Origin of the sequence: Saccharibacter sp. EH611, from assembly GCF_009834765.1 — a bacterium.
Lineage (GTDB): Bacteria > Pseudomonadota > Alphaproteobacteria > Acetobacterales > Acetobacteraceae > Saccharibacter.
Genome location: NZ_WVHP01000021.1, coordinates 113,431 through 130,439 on the forward strand (window position 1 = coordinate 113,431; position 17,009 = coordinate 130,439).

Sequence of the window (17,009 nt, forward strand, 5' to 3'; positions counted from 1 at the left end):
ATTCTCGTCTATGAGAACGTAAAAAGCCCGGCTCTCTTATGGGGGAGCCGGGCTTTTTTATAGAAGTTTGGGGGAGTGTTAGAGTTCCACCCCGACACTCACGCGAATGGTGCGACCTTGCCCCCATGAGACACGGTTGGCGGTGCCGGCAGTCGAGGTGAAGTAGGCTTTATTGGCGATGTTCTCAGCATTCACCTGAAGAGAGGCCGTGTGGTGATAAATATTGTGGAGCTTCCAAGAGGCAAACATATCGACTGTAGCGTAGCCGGGCAGCCAGAATGTATTGCGAATATCCCCCGGACGGCGACCGACATAACGTGCGCCAGCCCCGATACGGAAAGCGGATTGGTGCCACGGCATCGTCGTTTGATAGGTCAAAAAGCCGCCACCGGTATGTTTAGCGACATTATAAACCAGTTTCCCGGCAGTTTGTGGTGTGTCTTTAATTGTCCGTGCGTAGGTGAAGGCGTAGTTGGCTAAGATATTCCAATGACGGGTTAGATGACCCGTTACTTCTGCTTCAATACCTTTAGAGGCGACAAGGCCTGAGAGACGTTGAAGGATAGCGTTATCCGCCGATAGACCAGCCGCCTGAAGAACATTCTTTTTATGAATATTGTAGAGGGCGACATCAGCGGTCAACAGAGCGTTTTGGTAACGCGCGCCCACTTCAAATTGCCGCCCGCTGGTGGGTTTGTAAGGGCCGCTGAGTAGGCTTCCAGCAGAAATCTGATTGGGATTGAACGATTGTGAATAGTCCCCAAAAAGAGAGAAATGTTTGGTTGGCTGGTACACAATACCGATGAAAGGCAGCGCTTTGGTGTAAGACGCATCGGTCATTTTTACGAAAGGATAGCGCCCGCCATAGCTGTAATGGAACCATTGATAGCGCACACCCGGGGCAATCGTGATGCCATGCCCAAGGTGAATACTATCTTTAAGATACCATGAGGCACTATTGATTCGTGTATGGAAGCCGCTCAAATTATTGTCCACGGCGGCGCTGGGCGTGATCGTGCCATACACAGGGCTATAGGGGTTAAAACCGCCCGTATTCTTCCCGGTTAAGAAGTCACCTTGGGTAATGCGACGATTTTCGTAATCTCCACCGGTGACGAAATCATGCGTCATGCCCAAAAAGTGATGGTTAGAAATAAAATCGAGTGAGATATAGCTATTGGCACGAACCGTGCCCGTATTACTGCGGAAACGGCGTGTTAAGAGCCCTGTTGTTGGGTTGTAGGAGGAAGGATCAGCTTGACGGTCATGATAGTTATCCTCATTCCACCCGCTGGAAAGACGGAGTTTATCATGGTCGGTGAGGCGATAATTGATCGACCCTGCCAAGAGATGACGTGTGCCATAGTCGGCCGCCCAATGTTCATCAAGCCGGTGTTTGCGCCCACTAATAGGGCTACCATTATAAAAGACAGCACCGCGATCTAGGACGTTATGGTAGTCAGTCCATTGATACGAGACTTCTGCACTTAAAGGCCCGTGCGTGTAGCTCAGCGAAGGGGCAACAAGCTTTTGTTTGTTAGCACCAAAATTACGCCAGTAATTCTCATTTTTGAACCCACCAATCAGACGGAAGGCCAGCCCCGGTGCGAGGGGCCCGCCCACATCAATATTTCCAAAGCCGCCCCCTAGAGAAGCCCAGCTTGTATCAACAGATGCGCCCCATCTTTTACGCGGCTGTTTGGTGATGACATTAATCACACCGCCGGGTTCCTGCATGCCATAAAAGAGAGAGGCAGGGCCTTTAAGAACCTCGACACGTTCAGTCGTTGCAGGGTCAAAGTTGCGCCCAATGGGCATACGCACCCCATTACGAAGAATAGACCCGTCATCTGGGCCCCCAAAACCTCGTTTGAGCAGACTGTCTTGCGTGCCACCAAAGCTGTTGCCGATCGAAATACCGGGAACATATTTGCTCACATCTTCCATTGTTTGAGGGGCCATATCCTCAATAGTCTGATGGGTGACGGTGTTCGTTGTCTGCGTTTGTTGCAGGAAACTGGTGGGGGTTTTGTCACCAATAGAATTGCTCAGGGCCGCATAAGAAGGTTTTTCTCCACGGACATGTAGATGTTCTTTACGTGGCGGAGGCATTTGATGGTGCGACTGTTTTTCGTGCGGGGCTGTTTCCTTTTCAACAACATTGCTGGTGGCACTATAAGCACGCTCAATTGAGCAGGGGAGGAAGACAGCACTAGCACAAGCCAAAAAGGAGGCTCTTCTGGTGAGCATAAGGGAAAAGCTCCGCAAATGAGAATTATTTTCAACATGAATATGAATTTTTTTTTAGATTCGGCAAGGGTTATTTTTTAAGGTTTTCTTGAGAGTGTTCTGAAAACATAATATAAGTACTATAAAGGTAATATAAATATTACCTAAGTAAATAAACAAAAATCCCTATGTAGATATAGATTATTTCTATACGAGAAAGGTAAGTACCTTGGTTTATCTGAAGGTTATCAAAAAAATAGGCAACATTATTCCCGGTCGGATAGGCGATGAAATGGTTGGTTTCTCTGTCAGACAAGGGAATGTGCGACAAACGATGAAGCGTACTATTTTGATGGCAATCAAAAATCAAAATAGATTCCTCGGCAAGAGTGATTTAAAAATTCTTGTTATAGGGACAGAAGCATGTAGCAAATTTGATGCAGACCAAATTGGTAATAAAGAGGACGAGGTTTGGACGCTTGATCTTAAAGAGAGAAACCATGTCTATGGCCTGAGAAATGGACGACATATTACAGCTTCGACAGCAGATATAGATAAGTATTTTAAGAAAGGTTATTTTGATATTGTTCTGCTCAATGGTGTCATTGGTTGGGGGATCAATAGTCGTTCTGAGCAAGAAGAGGCGATAAAAGATATTCATTACCTCTCTAAAGAAAATGCTTTATTGATGATTGGATGGAATACACATAAAACGATTGACCCTCTGGTGAGTAGTATTACGTCCGGATTATACACCCATCAAGATTTTCCAGGACTACCAAAAAGAATGGTGGTAACAGAGAGCACTCATGTTTTTGATTTTTTTGCGAAGACTTGATGCTGTTGTGCACACAGCCAGCTGATGGTGAGATTCTTCAAGCCGGCTGTGTGTGAGGGGTTATTTCATATTCTTCTCAATAGAAGAGACTTTACGATTAAGATTTTCGAGTATTTCTGCGAGAAGTTTAATGTTCTTCTGAATGTGAATATTACTTTCTACGATATGTTTAATGATGTCTTCATGGCTTGTTTGTAGAAGGGCGCCTGTATAGTCTGCGTAGCCGCGGTCGGCATTGAGAAGGCTGCGCAAGGTGTTTAATGTGTCACCTTCCGATAGAGCCTCTCGAATTTTACTGTTCATATAAAGGGTGGTTTGTTCTTCTTTAACGGGCCGTGTGGTGTCGTCTTCGGTGTTGGCAGCGCGGATAGAATAAACAGCAAGTGTTTCATCTAAAGTTGCAAGTTCACCATGCTTCATCAGGTCAATGAATAGATCGACATCTTCATTGTAGTTGCGTGTGTAACTGTCTGTTTTTGCATCTTTAACAGCACTTTTGCGGAAGAGTGTGCTGATCGGGGGGAAGACCCCATTCGATTGGCTGAGGAAAGAGAGAAAGCTGATATAGCCGTTTGTGCGTTTGCCAGAGGTTGCATCGCGGGAAAGCTCTCGCAGGCCACCGGGCGTAACGGCTTCAATGATGTCGCTATTGCTCGTAACAACACCAGCACAGCTTTTATTCTCGGGTTTTTCTAAGAAATTTACCGTGACACGCAGAAAATCGGGTTCGAGATAATCATCATCATCGTGAAGAAGAAGATACGTCTCAGACGCTGCACAGAGAAGCTGGGAAAGCGCACGACCACGACCGACAGATGCAGTGTTGTGCATAACGGTGACGTGGCTCTGAAAAGCCTCGTCATGCTGTGCCAGAACGGTTTGAATCTGCTCTTCATTTCCACCATCATTGAGAAGATGAATATGCCAATGTGGGTAGCTTTGCGCTTTAATTTTCTTCAGCGCGCGGTCGAGAAAAAGCGGACGATCTTTTGTGCGAAGAAGAATACCAACCGTGGCAGACTGAGGATGAGCCATTATTATAAGCCTTCATGACAGCGTTATTGTACCATTTAATGTAAAAGAACCTAACATTGTCATACGCTTCGGTGATACCCAATAAGAGGGCCGTCTAATTTTTAATCGTTACCATAAGGGGTACATGGTCAGAGGGGCGTTCTTGCCCGCGTTCGTCACGGTCAATGGTGCTTTTAAGGAAGCGGTCGGCGAGTGTGGGGGAGAGAAGGGCATGGTCAATGCGCAAGCCGGCATTACGCTGGAAGGCGCCTGCTTGATAGTCCCAGAATGTATAAAGATGCGTTGTCGGATGGTCGATCTTTACCGCATCGGTGAGGCCAGACCAAAGAAGACGATGGAAAGCCGCGCGACTTTCCGGGCGGACAAGGGCATCGTCAGGTGAGAGCGCACCGGGGGCGAAGTCTTGGTCTGTTGGGCACAGATTATAATCCCCCATGAGAGCGAAAGGCTTGCCTGCTGCACGGAGGGACTGTGCTCGCTTATAAAGCGCATCAAAGAAAGCGAGCTTTGTTTGAAAGCCAGCATCACCACCGGAATTCCCGTTGGGAAGGTACAGATTGCCGATCACCACACCATTGAGCTCACATTCAATGTAACGCGCGGCGGGGTCATCAAAGCCGGGGAGATGGTCGGTCGTGATCGTGAGCGGTGCGCGGCTGATAAAGGCCACACCATTATAGCTTTTCTGTCCAACAACGGCGGTGTGAAGGCCTTCCTCTTCAAAGAGTTTGGGGAACTGGGTCGCTTCACATTTGATCTCTTGAAGCCCCAAAAGCTGGCAGTCTTGATGACGATCCAGCCAATCCTTCACCAGATGTGCACGAACGCGGATTGAGTTAATGTTCCAACTGGCAAAGGTGAGGGGCATCAGAGACGTTCCTTTCAAAATATGTCGTTTAGGTTAGCGAAAAGCTACTACCACACCCACAGGCAGAAGCCGCATTGGGATTGCTGATCGTGAAATGTGCCCCCATGAGTTTATCGACAAACTCCAGCTCAGAATCTTCGAGAAGTTCCAAACTGTCGGGATCAATCAGCACCCGGGCACCATTGTCTTCGATAAGATGATCATCCTCCTGGCGGTCACGCTCAAGTTTGAATTGATATTGGAAGCCGTTACAGCCACCTGCCAGCACGGCGACGCGGAGGGCAAGTGTATCGGCGTTGGGTTGTGCGTTCACAATCTCGACGATGCGGGCTGCAGCGGCCGGAGAAATACGGAAAGAGGGGCCCATAAATCCTTCCTTATGGAAAAACGTTTCTCAACAGAGAGAGATAACATGGTTGACTATATAGGAAGCACAGCTGAGAATCGAAGGGAAAGAGGAGGAACTCTGTCCATCTTCTTCTATGATGACCTCCAAAAGGGGAGAAGAATGCCGCCATGACTGCTTGTTATGCTGTGCAAGATAAGGAGGCCCGAGGGCGCCAATTCTCTGAAGAAGAGAGTGCAACGCGCTCACCTTGGCAACGTGACCGTGATCGTGTGCTCCATTCGGCGGGTTTTCGCACGCTGCAATATAAGACGCAGGTTTTCCTCAATCATGAGGGTGATTTTTTCAGAACACGTTTGACGCATTCCCTTGAGGTTGCGCAAATATCGCGCTCTATTGCCCGCGCACTGGGGGTGAATGAGGATCTCGCTGAGGTGATCGCTCTTGCGCATGATTTGGGGCATACGCCATTTGGCCATGCTGGGGAAGATGCTCTGCAAGAGGCCATGGCGCCTTGGGGAGGGTTTGACCATAATGTGCAGTCTTTGCGTCAGGTGACAGAAATCGAATCTCGCTATCATGGCTTTAATGGGCTCAATTTGACGTGGGAGAGTTTGGAAGGCCTCGCGAAACATCATGGCCCCGTGCGTAGGCCATCAGCGTGGCTGAAAACATTCGACGAGCGCTACCCGCAAGAAGGCGGGCTGCTCTTAAAGACACATGCGTCTGTTGAAGCGCAGATTGCAGCCATTTGTGATGATATTGCGTATCATGGGCATGATCTTGACGATGGATTGCGGGCCGGGCTGCTCAGTTTGGACGATATTGAAGCCGTGCCTCTTTTAAATGAATGTCTAACAGAGGCTCGTTCCCTTGACTGGTCTGGCTATAGCTCGTTTGAGTGTGAGCAGCGGATTCGTCATGAAACAGTGCGGCGTGTCATTAATCGCCTTGTAAGTGATCTAACCGAACGCACGCGTCTCAATCTTGCCGAGCTAGCACCGACATGTGCTGATGATGTGCGTTATGCTGGTAAAGATGTGGTGGCTTTTTCACCGGCTATGGCTCGGAAGAATAAAGAGATTCGCATCTTTTTGTATGCGAATATGTATCGGCATTGGCGCGTGGTGCGTATGGCGCGTAAAGCGCGTTTAGCTCTAGGGCAGATATGTACGATCTTGGGTGATGAGCCACAGCTTCTCCCACCGCCATGGCGTGAGAAAGCCCTCCATTGCCAAAAACAGAGCAACGAAATGGCGGCACGCCGCGTTGTGGCAGACTTTATCGCCGGTATGACAGACCGCTTTGCGATGGAAGAACATCGTCGTTTGATGGATCTTTCTGTGCTGGGATAAGAGAGTTTTAGAGTGTGAGAGCAGAGGGTGCGTTCCCTAAACGGCTCTCCCCCTCTATAAGCACAACAGATTGATTGCATTGTCTTTGACGTTGAATAAACAGGATCACCGTGACCATGGCTGGCATTACCGCGACCCCTTCTTCTCCTGACTGTCTATTTGGGCTTCTGCGCACACGTGTGTGCACGGTTCTTAAAGAGGTCTTGCCAGAGATTGATGACGCCATTGTAGCACGTGTCGAAGTAACCCCTACGCGTGATCCTGCTCATGGTGATATGGCGACTAATGCTGCGCTGTTGGCGGCGAAGCCAGCACGGCGTAAGCCCCGTGATATTGCTGAAGAACTCGTTGAAAAACTGGCTCAATGTCCAGAAATTTCCGAGGTTTCTGCCGCAGGCCCAGGCTTTGTGAATATGACACTCAAGCCTGCGATCCTCCAAAATGTAGCACGGACGGTCTTAACGCGCGGAGAGCACATTTACGGGCGCTCCACCCTAGGGGAGGGAAAGCGCGTTAATATTGAGTATGTCTCTGCCAACCCGACAGGGCCGATGCATGTCGGACATTGCCGCGGGGCCGTTGTTGGGGATGCGTTGGCAAATTTGCTTGGGGCAGCGGGCTATCAGACAACCAAGGAATATTACGTCAACGATGCAGGCACGCAGGTTGTTGCGTTAACATGGGCGACCTACTGGCGCTACCTTCAGGCGATTGGCACGGAGATTGACGCAGAAACCTTTGCGGAATTCACACCCAATGGTTTGCAATATCAAGGCGCTTATTTAATCCCGGTTGGGGAGGCGTTGGCAAAAGAGCACGGCCGAGCCCTTGCCACTGATGAGGGCGGTGTTGCTCCGCAGGATGTCTGGTTTGAGACGGTTCGCCGCGTCGCTCTTGAGCATATGATGGCCGCTATTAAGGAAGACCTTTCTGCCCTTGGGATCCATCATGAGCTGTTTAGCAGTGAAGCTGAGGTGCTCAAAAGCGGGCAGGTTGATGAAGCGATCGCGACGTTAGACCGTAAAGGCTTGCTTTATGAAGGTGTGCTTGAGCCCCCAAAAGGTAAGAAGCTTGAGGATTGGGAAGCACGTCCACAGACCCTGTTCCGCTCGACAGAGTTTGGGGATGATACTGACCGTGCGTTGAAAAAGTCTGACGGAACAAACACCTATTTCGCCAACGATGTGGGCTATCACGCGCGTAAAGCCAGCCGTTCGGATATGCTTATTGATGTGCTGGGTGCCGACCATGGCGGCTATGTCTCTCGTATGCGGGCTGCGGTATCAGCTCTGACAGAGGGTAAAACAGGCTTTGAAGCAGTTCTGTGTCAGATTGTGCGCGTGGTGAAAGACGGTGAGCCTGTGCGGATGTCCAAACGTGCGGGGACGTTTGTCACCTTGCGTGATTTGCTCGATGAGGTGGGGCGTGATGCGGTGCGCTTTACGATGCTGACACGCAAGGCCGATGCGCAAATGGAGTTTGACCTTAACGCTGTGGTCGCACAAACGCGTGATAACCCCGTGTTTTACGTCAATTACGCTCACGCACGTTGTCGCTCTGTGCTGCGTTTAGGCGCAGAGAAATATGGCGCAGACGCTGTGTCAGAAGCCGCTCTTGCGCAGGTTGATCTCTCGTCCATCCATGCGGAGGAAGAGCTTGCGGTGTTGCGGCGTATAGCGGGCTTGCCACGGCAGATTGAAGCCGCAGCCCTTGCACGTGAGCCGCATCGTATCGCAACCTATTGCATTGACCTTGCGTCAGACTTCCATGCGTTGTGGAATAAGGGACGTGAGGAGACCAGTCTGCGTTTCATCCAAGAGGATGATCAGCCTGCCAGCATGGCACGTCTGGCGCTGGTGGCTGCTATTGCAGCAACCTTGCGAGCAGGGTTGGCTATTCTGGGTGTCGAGGCCGTAGAGGAAATGCGCTAAATGGATGAGCAGGACGACAAACATGCCGAGGCCGTCACAGCTCCACGGCAGGATGAGCGTTTAAACAATAGCCCCTATGCAGATGGCCCTCGGGCTCGGCTTGGGTCTGCTCCTGAAGGGGAGGGGGCGGGGCCGCCTTTGGGGCCGTCTCGAGGCGGTGCGTTTAGCGCAATTCTTGGGCATGATCCTGCGACACGTAAGCTGATGGGGTTTGCGTTAGCGCTTGTTGCTGTCCTGCTCCTTATTGCAGGTATTTGGTCGCTCATTGGAAGCCGTCATCAGGGCATTCCTGTCATTGGGCCACCTGCTTTTGCTGTGAAAGACCGCCCGACAGACCCGGGGGGTATGCAGATCATGAGTGACGACACCGCTCATAGTGATGTGACGGGTACGGGGGCTGTCCATCTCGCACCCCCACCGGAGCAGCCTGATGCGCGTCTTCTGGCACATCGTGAAGAAACAGGGGCCCAGCCAGCAGCGCGGCCAGCTGGTGAGGCTGTGAATACGCCATCATCTTCACAGTCACAGTCACAGTCACAGTCACAGCCACAACAACCACAAACGCAGCGGCAGACGGCACCATCTCAGCAGTCTTCTGCACCGGCTGACGTGCCTTCTTCCCGTGTGGCTTCCTCCGTTCCACCACATGATGCGCATAAGGACGTGGAAAAGGCCGCACCGAAGACATCAGCTTTACCGCCACCTGTTGCGCCCCAAGCGGAGGAAGCGTCCTCGTCAGACACGTCTGCTACAGACGAAACCTCAGCGGAAGGACGGTATCAGGTACAGCTAGGAGCGCTTGATAGCCAAGCGAAAGCCGAGCATGCATGGGCTTCTTTTCAGCATAAAGCGCCAGATATTGTGGGTGGTCATACGCCGCGTTATCAGGCGATCAGTCGGAATGGAAAGAATTTTGTGCGGTTGAGAATTGGTGGTTTTACCAATGCGAAAGCGGCGCGGCATTTCTGCGCTCGGCTGCATGCACAATCTCTAGCCTGTGCGCCAGTCGCGTTTTAGAAAGGTGAACTGGTGAGCGACACGTTACAGTTACATCTTGATGGTTTTGAGGGCCCGCTTGATCTGCTTTTAGAGCTGGCACGAACCCAGAAGGTTGACCTCAGTAAGATTTCTATCTTGCAGCTGGCCGAGCAATATCTAGCAGTGGTTGAAGGGGCGCAGCAGCATTCAGAGACATTCCGTCTGGAGAAGGCCGCAGATTGGCTTGTCATGGCCGCGTGGCTCGCTTGGCTAAAATCGCGTCTCTTAGTGCCGTCTCTTGATGAGGGAGATGAAGCTGAGGAAGCTGCAGGCTTGTTACAGGAGCGATTGGTTGAGCTTGAGCGGATACGCCGGGCAGCGCAATGGCTCACGCAGCAGCCGCGTTTAGGCAGAGAGATGTTTGAGCGGCCTGAGGCTGAAAATCATACGCATATTGATCGCACCCAGCTGCGTGCTGATCTGTCAGCTTTGGTGTTGTCCTACCTCAAGGCTCGTCGACGTGGTGGACGCAAGCGGGTCTATGCCCCGCGTATTGTGCGCTATTGGAGTGCCCAGCAGGCACGGGCAGCTCTTGTGCGCTTGTTAGGTCATCAGCGTGTTGTGGGGTGGCAATGTTTACATTCTATTTTGCCTAACAGTGATGATGAGGAGCCTATTAGTCGTAAGGCAGCCCTTGCTGGCGCATTGATGGCGGGGTTGGAAATGGCAAAGGGCGGGGCGTTGGAGCTTCGTCAAGAGCAGGTTTTTGGTGAGATTGAGTGGCGAGGGGCGTCATGAGTACAGAGCAAGCGTCATTTGAACGAGCCGTTTCGTTGGTGGAGGCGCTGATTTTTGCCAATGCCGAGCCAGTCAAACCAAAGCAGTTGGTTGATATGCTCACAGCTCAGGGTCTAGAGCCGATGGTGGAGCAGCTGGAAGAGGTCGTTGCAGCTGTCGAGCAGCGCTATGAAGGCCATGCTGTCGAGCTTTGTGCTGTGGCAGGAGGGTGGCAGCTGCGCACGCGTGAATCTGTTGCGCCGGCATTAGCCAAGACGGTTGAAAAGCCACGGCGCCTTAGCCGCAGCGCGATGGAGGCACTGGCTGTCGTCGTGTATCACCAGCCATGCACACGGGTGGAGATTGAAACGATCCGTGGTGTGACGTTAGGGCAGAATATCCTCGACCGTTTGCTTGAGGAAGGGCTGATTGCTCCCAAGGGGCGCAAAGCGGTGCCGGGACGTCCGGTTCTATGGGGTACTACCCCGATGTTCCTGAGAGTGTTTGGACTGGATACGTTGAGCGACCTGCCACGGCGTGAAGAGCTTGTCGTGGAGCCGTCATCAGACGATGATAGCGTTCATGGCCGAACAGAGACGGCATCATGATGAAAGGGAGCGGGCGTGTTTGACCTCAGCTGGACTGAAATTGCCCTTTTGGTCGTTGTTTCACTCATTTTTATTGGGCCGAAGGATCTTCCTGTTGCCATGCGGGCGCTCTCTAAGGGTATTCGCACGGTTAAGCGTATGGCCAGTGAGTTCCAGCAGCATATTGATGAAATGGTGCGTGAGGCTGACCTTTCTGAAACACGCGACCAGCTCAATGAATTGCGGCAGTTTAATCTTCGTGACCAAGTGCGTCGTGCGGTGGATCCTCATGATGATATTCGCCGTCACGTTGAAAGCAATACTGCCTCACAAGCGGCAGAACCCGGAATGCCTCCACCGCCGGACGGCGTTTTAGATGATGAAGGCCCAGCGGAAGAGCCCTATAATGCGCGGATGAAAGCGCGCGCTGAGGCTCTTGAAAAAGCGCCGGTTTTTCTCCCTCCCACAACAGCATTACGGTTGATTGAAGACGTGCCTCATTGGAAACGTCCTGCTATTTTACCACCAGAAATAGCGCTTCATGAAGGGCGGCGTGTGCCAATCATGACGGAAGGTGCTTCAACGCATGGCCCTCAAGGGGCTGAGCAGGCGATGACGACGGAAAAGAAAGAGGATGAGCATGGCCGCATCTGAGGAGAGCACGGATAAGCCGATGCCTTTATTGGATCATTTGGTGGAGCTTCGTCGCCGTTTGATCTGGTCGATTGCGACCTTCATCATTGCTTTTGGAATTTGTTATCATTTCTCTGGTGAGATTTATCGCTTTCTCGCGGCTCCCCTAGCGGAGATTATGCGCCAGAAGAACGAGCAGCCGCATCTGATTTATACGGCCTTGTATGAGGCATTTTTCACCTATTTGCGGGTGGCCGTTTTTGGCGCCATTTTCCTGTCTTTCCCGATGATCGCGATCCAAGCGTGGATTTTTATCGCTCCGGGCCTTTACCGCGATGAAAAACGGGCTTTTGCTCCGTTCTTGGTAGCGACACCGGTGCTGTTTCTCTTAGGGGCTGCGCTGGCGTATTATCTCGTTTTCCCGATGGCGTGGAAGTTCTTTCTCTCTTTCCAACAAACGGGAGGGGCGAGCGATATGGGCATTCAGTTGCAGGCGCGTGTGTCGGAATATCTTGATCTTGTCACGAAGATGATCTTGGCGTTTGGCACATGTTTTGAGCTACCCGTAGTGCTGACCTTGCTGGTGCGTGTTGGGTTAGTGCAGACCGCGCAGCTCCGTCGTGTGCGGCGCTATGCGTATGTTGGGGCCTTTGCGGTTTCGGCTGTTATTGCCCCGCCGGATGCCATTACGATGTTAAGCCTCGCCATTCCTTTGGTGATTTTATATGAAATTTCCATTCTCGCTGCTCGGTTGGTAGAACCCCGTCGCGTGGACGAGGATGATGACGAGAACGATGATGAGCCCTCTCATCCTCATGAGACGACAACGACGACAGACGGAGCCTCTTAATCATGCATGACCTGAAAGCCCTTCGTGCAGACCCTGCGGGTTTTGACGCCGCTCTCGCTCGCCGTGGGCTAGACCCTGTTGCTGAGCGTTTAGTAGCAGAGGACGAGCAGCGCCGGGCCGCCTTGGCAGAACTTCAGCAGGCTCAAGCACAGCGGAAGACAATTGCCCGTGAGATCGGCCAAGCGAAGCGCCAAGGGGAGGATACGTCAGAGATTGAAGCACGCGGTGCGGCCTTACGAGACCAGATCGCACAGCTTGAAACGCGGGCGAACGAGATTCAAAAACGCATTACCGATGTGCTGCAAGTTTTGCCTAATCAGGTGGATGCTTCCGTTCCCGACGGTAAAGATGAAGCCGATAATGTGGTGATCCACCAGCGTGGCGATGTGCCGTCATTCTCTTTTGCACCGAAGCAGCATTTTGAGCTGGGCGAACAGCTTGGCCTGATGGATTTTGCCGCTGCGGGAAAAATTGCAGGTTCGCGTTTCGTGATGCTCCGTGGCGCTCTCGCACGGCTTGAGCGGGCACTGGGGCAGTTTATGCTGGACACCCATACGGGTGAGTTCGGGTATCAGGAAACGACCGTTCCGCTCTTGGTCAATGACGGGGCGATGTATGGCACGGATAAGCTGCCGAAATTTGCAGAAGATTCCTTCCATACCGATGATGGGCGCTGGCTGATCCCAACGGGGGAAGTGCCCTTAACCGCGTCTGTCATGGGTGAGATCATGGCGGCTGACCAGTTGCCTCTTCGTTTGACAACCTTGTCCACGTGCTTCCGTTCTGAAGCGGGTTCGGCAGGGCGTGATGTGCGCGGCATGTTGCGTCAACATCAGTTCACGAAATGTGAGCTAGTGTCTATTGTAACGCCAGAAGAGAGCGAAGCCGAGCATGAGCGCATGACCCGTGCGGCTGAAACGGTCTTGGAGCGGCTTGGTATTCCTTTCCGTCGGATGCTGCTTTGTGCTGGGGACACAGGCTTTGGTGCGGCCAAAACATTCGACTTGGAAGCATGGATTCCAGGCCAAGATACATGGCGTGAAGTGTCATCATGCTCCAACACAAAAGCCTTCCAAGCGCGCCGGATGAATGCCCGTTATCGTGGTGAGAAAGGCCCAGCCTTTGTTCATACACTCAATGGTTCCGGTCTTGCTGTTGGGCGTGTGTTGATCGCGCTGATGGAGAACTACCAGACAGAAGATGGGAAAATCATCATCCCAGACGTGTTGCGTCCTTATATGGGCGGACTGGAGCATATTGGGTAAGCTTGAGGGCTTATCGTTAGGATAAGAAGGCACCGCTTCAGATGGAGCGGTGCCTTTTTGATAAAAAATTATGATTGCATCCTGTTTTGTAGCGTGAGTGCATTAATGAAAGCAGGGGCCTGTTTAAGAGGATAATCCGACCCTTTACGCTATGGGAGACATGTTCCCATAGCGTTGGAGCGCTGAGAGAGTGTCTGCTTCTTAGCGAGAAGGGTCTTGTTGGGCGCCATGGTAAGAGCGGCAATCCTCTCTTGATGCGTCAAAGCTGAGGAGCACGGTAGAGGTGTTTTCCTGCATGTAGCGCTCCTGAACCGCAATGCCCTTATCAAAGAGAATATAGCTAAACTTATTCCCACAGGTGCGTGACAAGAATGAGTTATTTAAGGACTGGCGAACCTTTGGAGTAATAGGGTTTTTCTTGAGGAAGCTATTGGAGACGTCGATTGTATAAATAATGGTTGAACCAGAATTTTCGATATTTTTAAGCGTTAAGTTGGAATCAATAGGTGAGGGGAACGTCATCATATGCTTCATGAAATCGACGATTTCCCCTGCTTTCGCATCGGCTGTCTGAGCGTACGAAAGAGGTGTGAGGCCAATGTAAAGAGCAAGTGAGGATAGAGCGAGAAGGGATTTCATATGTATATCCTCCAATGAATAGGGGGGGGCATTGTCGAGCACGATGACCTTAACGCTATCGGCTCTGCTTTTATAGGCAGGATATAACGTTCTCTGTGAGGGCCTTCTGCGTGAACGAGGGCACCATCTCACAATGATGCCCTTGCCCTGTGAGGTCGTTAGGAGCGCTTTCCTTTTTTGAACGGTTTCTTTTTTCCCGGTGCGGGAGAGTGGCGCTTTTTCTTTCCCCAGGGTGCACTATTGCGGCCTTGTTGGCGGCGCGTATTCTCACGCATGCGGCTTTGCGTGCGGAGGACTTGCTCAATCCACTCATCAAGGATGGTGGCATTGCGCTCAGCGAGCTCAAGGTCGGGGTAGGCTTTCGGGAAGCGCATGGCCAGCCAGCGCCACGCAACGAGGCGGCGATGGCGCTTTTCCGCCCGCTCAAGCTCTTCACGGCTGGCGGTTGCGGAGGCGGGCAGGCGGCCTGTACCGGGTGGGTAAATGGCGCGGCCTTTTGCGTGGATAGACGCCCATTCAACGAGGCGGGAGATCCCATTATCGCGGGTATTGATGGGGCACATCGCGTATGTCCAGCGCGTTGGGAGGTCGAGCTCTTCCACCCCTTCCAAAGCGGCGGCAATTTCAAGCGCTTGCTCCATATCGGCGAGGCGATAATTAGGATCGTCTGGACGCAACACAGCGCGTTTAATGCGGGTGAGCACCCCATAGAGGCTCTGAGTGCCGACTTCCTGAGCGACCGCTTGCACAATGTCGGAATCAGGTTGCACGAGAGGACGGAGTTCTTTGATGGGTTCCGGTGGAGCGTTCAACATTTGGCGGATAAAGTTCGGGCTGCCGGCACCGTCTAAGACGCAGACGAGCCCTTCTTCATGCTTACCAAAACGTCCAGCGCGCCCACCAATTTGTTTGATTTCTTGCGTGGTGAGGCTACGCGTTTGGCGGCCATCATATTTGCGTAGCGTGCTAAAAATAACGCGCCGTATGGAAAGGTTGAGCCCCATCCCAATGGCATCGGTGGCGACGAGAATATCCGCGTCGCCCCGGTTAAACCGCGCCGCTTCAGCACGGCGGACTTCGGGACTAAGGGCACCGTAGATCACGGCCACGCGACGGTTATGAGACATCAGCTCTGCGCGTAAATCCAGCACCTCACGGCGGGAGAACGCAATAAGTGCATCCCCTGCGCGTAGCTCTTCTAAAGCGAGTGAACCGCCGGGTTTAAGCGGGCTTTTGCGTTCGAGATGGATCTCATCAACAGGGTCGTTGCATAATTCGGCGATGCGTTTAACCAGCGGGATACAATCCGCGGCCCCAAGGATAAAGACATGCCGCGCGGGGACGCCCATAATGGCGGCGGTCCAAGCCGCACCGCGGTCTGGGTCGCTGAGCATTTGGGCTTCGTCGATAATGGCGACGTCCACAGGGTTGTTGAACGGGCACATTTCAACCGTCGCGGCCAAATGGCGGGCCGTTGGGTCAATGATCCGCTCCTCTCCTGTGGTGAGAGAGGCCGCGACGCCATTGCTAAGCATGGCTTCACGGAATTCATGAGCGAGGAGACGTAAAGGAGCGAGGGCTACACCGCTTTCTGCTTCGGCCAAAGCCTGCAACGCCGTGTGGGATTTCCCTGAATTTGTTGGCCCTGTCACCAAGGTAATACGTCGTTTGAGTGACCGAGCCGTGCGGAAATGGGCGGCAAAGCGATCAAGCGCGGCGACGCGGGCAATCGCGGCGTTACCACGGCGGCTCTTTAGGCTGTTGTCGTCTTCAAGCTCTTCGTGGCCGGAGCGACCTTTGCGCCATGCGTTAATGAGCGGGCGGCATTTTTTAAGCTCGGAAGGGTCGAAGAAGAATGTCTCCAGCCCTTCCGCATTCGTTTCACGCTTTGCAACGGGGAGGCGATTTTCCGCAATCCAGCGCAGGGCTTCGCGGCGTGAGCAGCGCAAAATGGCCGGAACGGCGTTAAAATCGACGAGATGAGCTTCCCATTGTTTGAGGCGCTCCATCTCGCGTGCACGGCGTTCTTCCGCACGTTGGCGGATCTCTTCTTGCTCACGCGCACGGCGTTCTTCCGCCACGATGAGGTCATCTTCAAACCCCATATCCACACCACCGAAAGCGCGCGCGATGCTGTGAGAAAGCCGCTCAATCTGGCCACTGGAGAGGAACGTGCCGGCATCAGCGAGGTCTGCACGGACTTCTTCCATCACCGCATGCGGGCTATCGGCCATCTCACGCCAACGTTCTTCCAACACAACATCCAGCATCTCACGCAGCGCTTCTTGTGAGATCATCGGGTCACTCACGCGCTCTGATACGGTGAGGACATCCATTTTACGAACCCAAACATCACCCGCACGATGGGTGACGTTCATGAGGCCATTCGCCCATCCTCGTCGACGGACTTGGCACAAGGCATGGAGGAGTTCCAGTTCGGTTAAACTGTTTTTCTCAGCGCTCAGGCGGCGGCCCGCTTGCCGGATAAGGGCGGTGCGCTCACGCGGGGTGATCTTGAGATGTTCACCAAAAGCCTGCTCAGCGTGCTCAAGGGCACGTTCAGCAGGGGAGAGTGGACGGTCAGAATGGGGCATAGAAGGATCGCTCATAAAGCTCTTGTGGGTGATTTTGGTGTTTTCTTCAATCTCTCTGGGTTCCCGCAAGAGGTGACAATGCGA

At 52.5% G+C, this 17,009-nt stretch carries 15 protein-coding genes; 9 read left to right on the forward strand and 6 right to left on the reverse strand.

Annotation, left to right across the window (positions count from 1 at the left end; genetic code table 11):
* Nucleotides 1–78 precede the first annotated feature (78 nt).
* On the reverse strand, nucleotides 79–2,226 hold the full coding sequence (locus tag GS535_RS05835; RefSeq protein ID WP_160791202.1) for a TonB-dependent siderophore receptor: 2,148 nt from the start codon (nucleotides 2,224–2,226) through the stop codon (nucleotides 79–81).
* Nucleotides 2,227–2,458: 232 nt separating this feature from the next.
* Between GS535_RS05835 and GS535_RS05840 the strand changes: the two genes are divergently transcribed.
* Nucleotides 2,459–3,067 (forward strand): hypothetical protein, encoded by a 609-nt coding sequence (locus GS535_RS05840; protein ID WP_160791203.1) that lies wholly within the window; start codon nucleotides 2,459–2,461, stop codon nucleotides 3,065–3,067.
* Between the two features lie 60 nt (nucleotides 3,068–3,127).
* On the opposite strand, the gene GS535_RS05845 is transcribed toward GS535_RS05840, so the two are convergent.
* The 3 genes from GS535_RS05845 to GS535_RS05855 form a co-directional block, all read right to left on the reverse strand.
* Nucleotides 3,128–4,102: a glycosyltransferase gene (locus tag GS535_RS05845; RefSeq protein WP_160791204.1), complete on the reverse strand. Its 975-nt coding sequence runs from the start codon at nucleotides 4,100–4,102 to the stop codon at nucleotides 3,128–3,130.
* Between the two features lie 94 nt (nucleotides 4,103–4,196).
* Complete coding sequence (xth, locus tag GS535_RS05850; RefSeq protein ID WP_160791205.1) at nucleotides 4,197–4,970, reverse strand: exodeoxyribonuclease III; 774 nt, start codon at nucleotides 4,968–4,970, stop codon at nucleotides 4,197–4,199.
* 28 nt (nucleotides 4,971–4,998) lie between these two features.
* Nucleotides 4,999–5,337 (reverse strand): iron-sulfur cluster assembly accessory protein, encoded by a 339-nt coding sequence (locus GS535_RS05855; protein WP_160791206.1) that lies wholly within the window; start codon nucleotides 5,335–5,337, stop codon nucleotides 4,999–5,001.
* Between the two features lie 149 nt (nucleotides 5,338–5,486).
* Between GS535_RS05855 and GS535_RS05860 the strand changes: the two genes are divergently transcribed.
* From GS535_RS05860 to serS, 8 genes are all read left to right on the forward strand, one after another.
* Nucleotides 5,487–6,671 (forward strand): deoxyguanosinetriphosphate triphosphohydrolase, encoded by a 1,185-nt coding sequence (locus GS535_RS05860; RefSeq protein ID WP_160791207.1) that lies wholly within the window; start codon nucleotides 5,487–5,489, stop codon nucleotides 6,669–6,671.
* Nucleotides 6,672–6,787: 116 nt separating this feature from the next.
* Nucleotides 6,788–8,602, forward strand: a complete 1,815-nt coding sequence (argS, locus tag GS535_RS05865; RefSeq protein WP_237442208.1) for an arginine--tRNA ligase — start codon at nucleotides 6,788–6,790, stop codon at nucleotides 8,600–8,602.
* A complete protein-coding gene (locus tag GS535_RS05870; protein ID WP_160791208.1) occupies nucleotides 8,603–9,619 on the forward strand; it encodes an SPOR domain-containing protein in 1,017 nt (338 codons plus the stop codon).
* 12 nt (nucleotides 9,620–9,631) lie between these two features.
* Nucleotides 9,632–10,378, forward strand: coding sequence for a ScpA family protein (locus GS535_RS05875; RefSeq protein ID WP_160791209.1), 747 nt, complete (start codon nucleotides 9,632–9,634; stop codon nucleotides 10,376–10,378).
* The gene (scpB, locus tag GS535_RS05880) at nucleotides 10,375–10,965 is read left to right on the forward strand and encodes an SMC-Scp complex subunit ScpB (protein ID WP_160791210.1); all 591 of its coding nucleotides are present in this window, start codon (nucleotides 10,375–10,377) and stop codon (nucleotides 10,963–10,965) included. Before GS535_RS05875 ends, scpB begins: the two co-directional genes overlap by 4 nt.
* Nucleotides 10,966–10,980: 15 nt before the next feature.
* Nucleotides 10,981–11,598, forward strand: coding sequence for a Sec-independent protein translocase protein TatB (tatB, locus tag GS535_RS05885; protein WP_160791211.1), 618 nt, complete (start codon nucleotides 10,981–10,983; stop codon nucleotides 11,596–11,598).
* Nucleotides 11,585–12,427 (forward strand): twin-arginine translocase subunit TatC, encoded by an 843-nt coding sequence (tatC, locus tag GS535_RS05890; protein WP_160791212.1) that lies wholly within the window; start codon nucleotides 11,585–11,587, stop codon nucleotides 12,425–12,427. Before tatB ends, tatC begins: the two co-directional genes overlap by 14 nt.
* Nucleotides 12,428–12,429: 2 nt before the next feature.
* Nucleotides 12,430–13,692, forward strand: a complete 1,263-nt coding sequence (gene serS, locus GS535_RS05895; protein WP_160791213.1) for a serine--tRNA ligase — start codon at nucleotides 12,430–12,432, stop codon at nucleotides 13,690–13,692.
* A gap of 201 nt (nucleotides 13,693–13,893) precedes the next feature.
* On the opposite strand, the gene GS535_RS05900 is transcribed toward serS, so the two are convergent.
* Together GS535_RS05900 and GS535_RS05905 are read right to left on the reverse strand one after the other, a co-directional pair.
* Nucleotides 13,894–14,331 carry a hypothetical protein gene (locus GS535_RS05900; RefSeq protein WP_160791214.1) on the reverse strand — a complete coding sequence of 146 codons (438 nt, stop codon included), beginning with the start codon at nucleotides 14,329–14,331 and terminating at the stop codon, nucleotides 13,894–13,896.
* A gap of 158 nt (nucleotides 14,332–14,489) precedes the next feature.
* Nucleotides 14,490–16,940 carry a helicase-related protein gene (locus GS535_RS05905; RefSeq protein ID WP_160791215.1) on the reverse strand — a complete coding sequence of 817 codons (2,451 nt, stop codon included), beginning with the start codon at nucleotides 16,938–16,940 and terminating at the stop codon, nucleotides 14,490–14,492.
* Nucleotides 16,941–17,009: the final 69 nt, after the last annotated feature.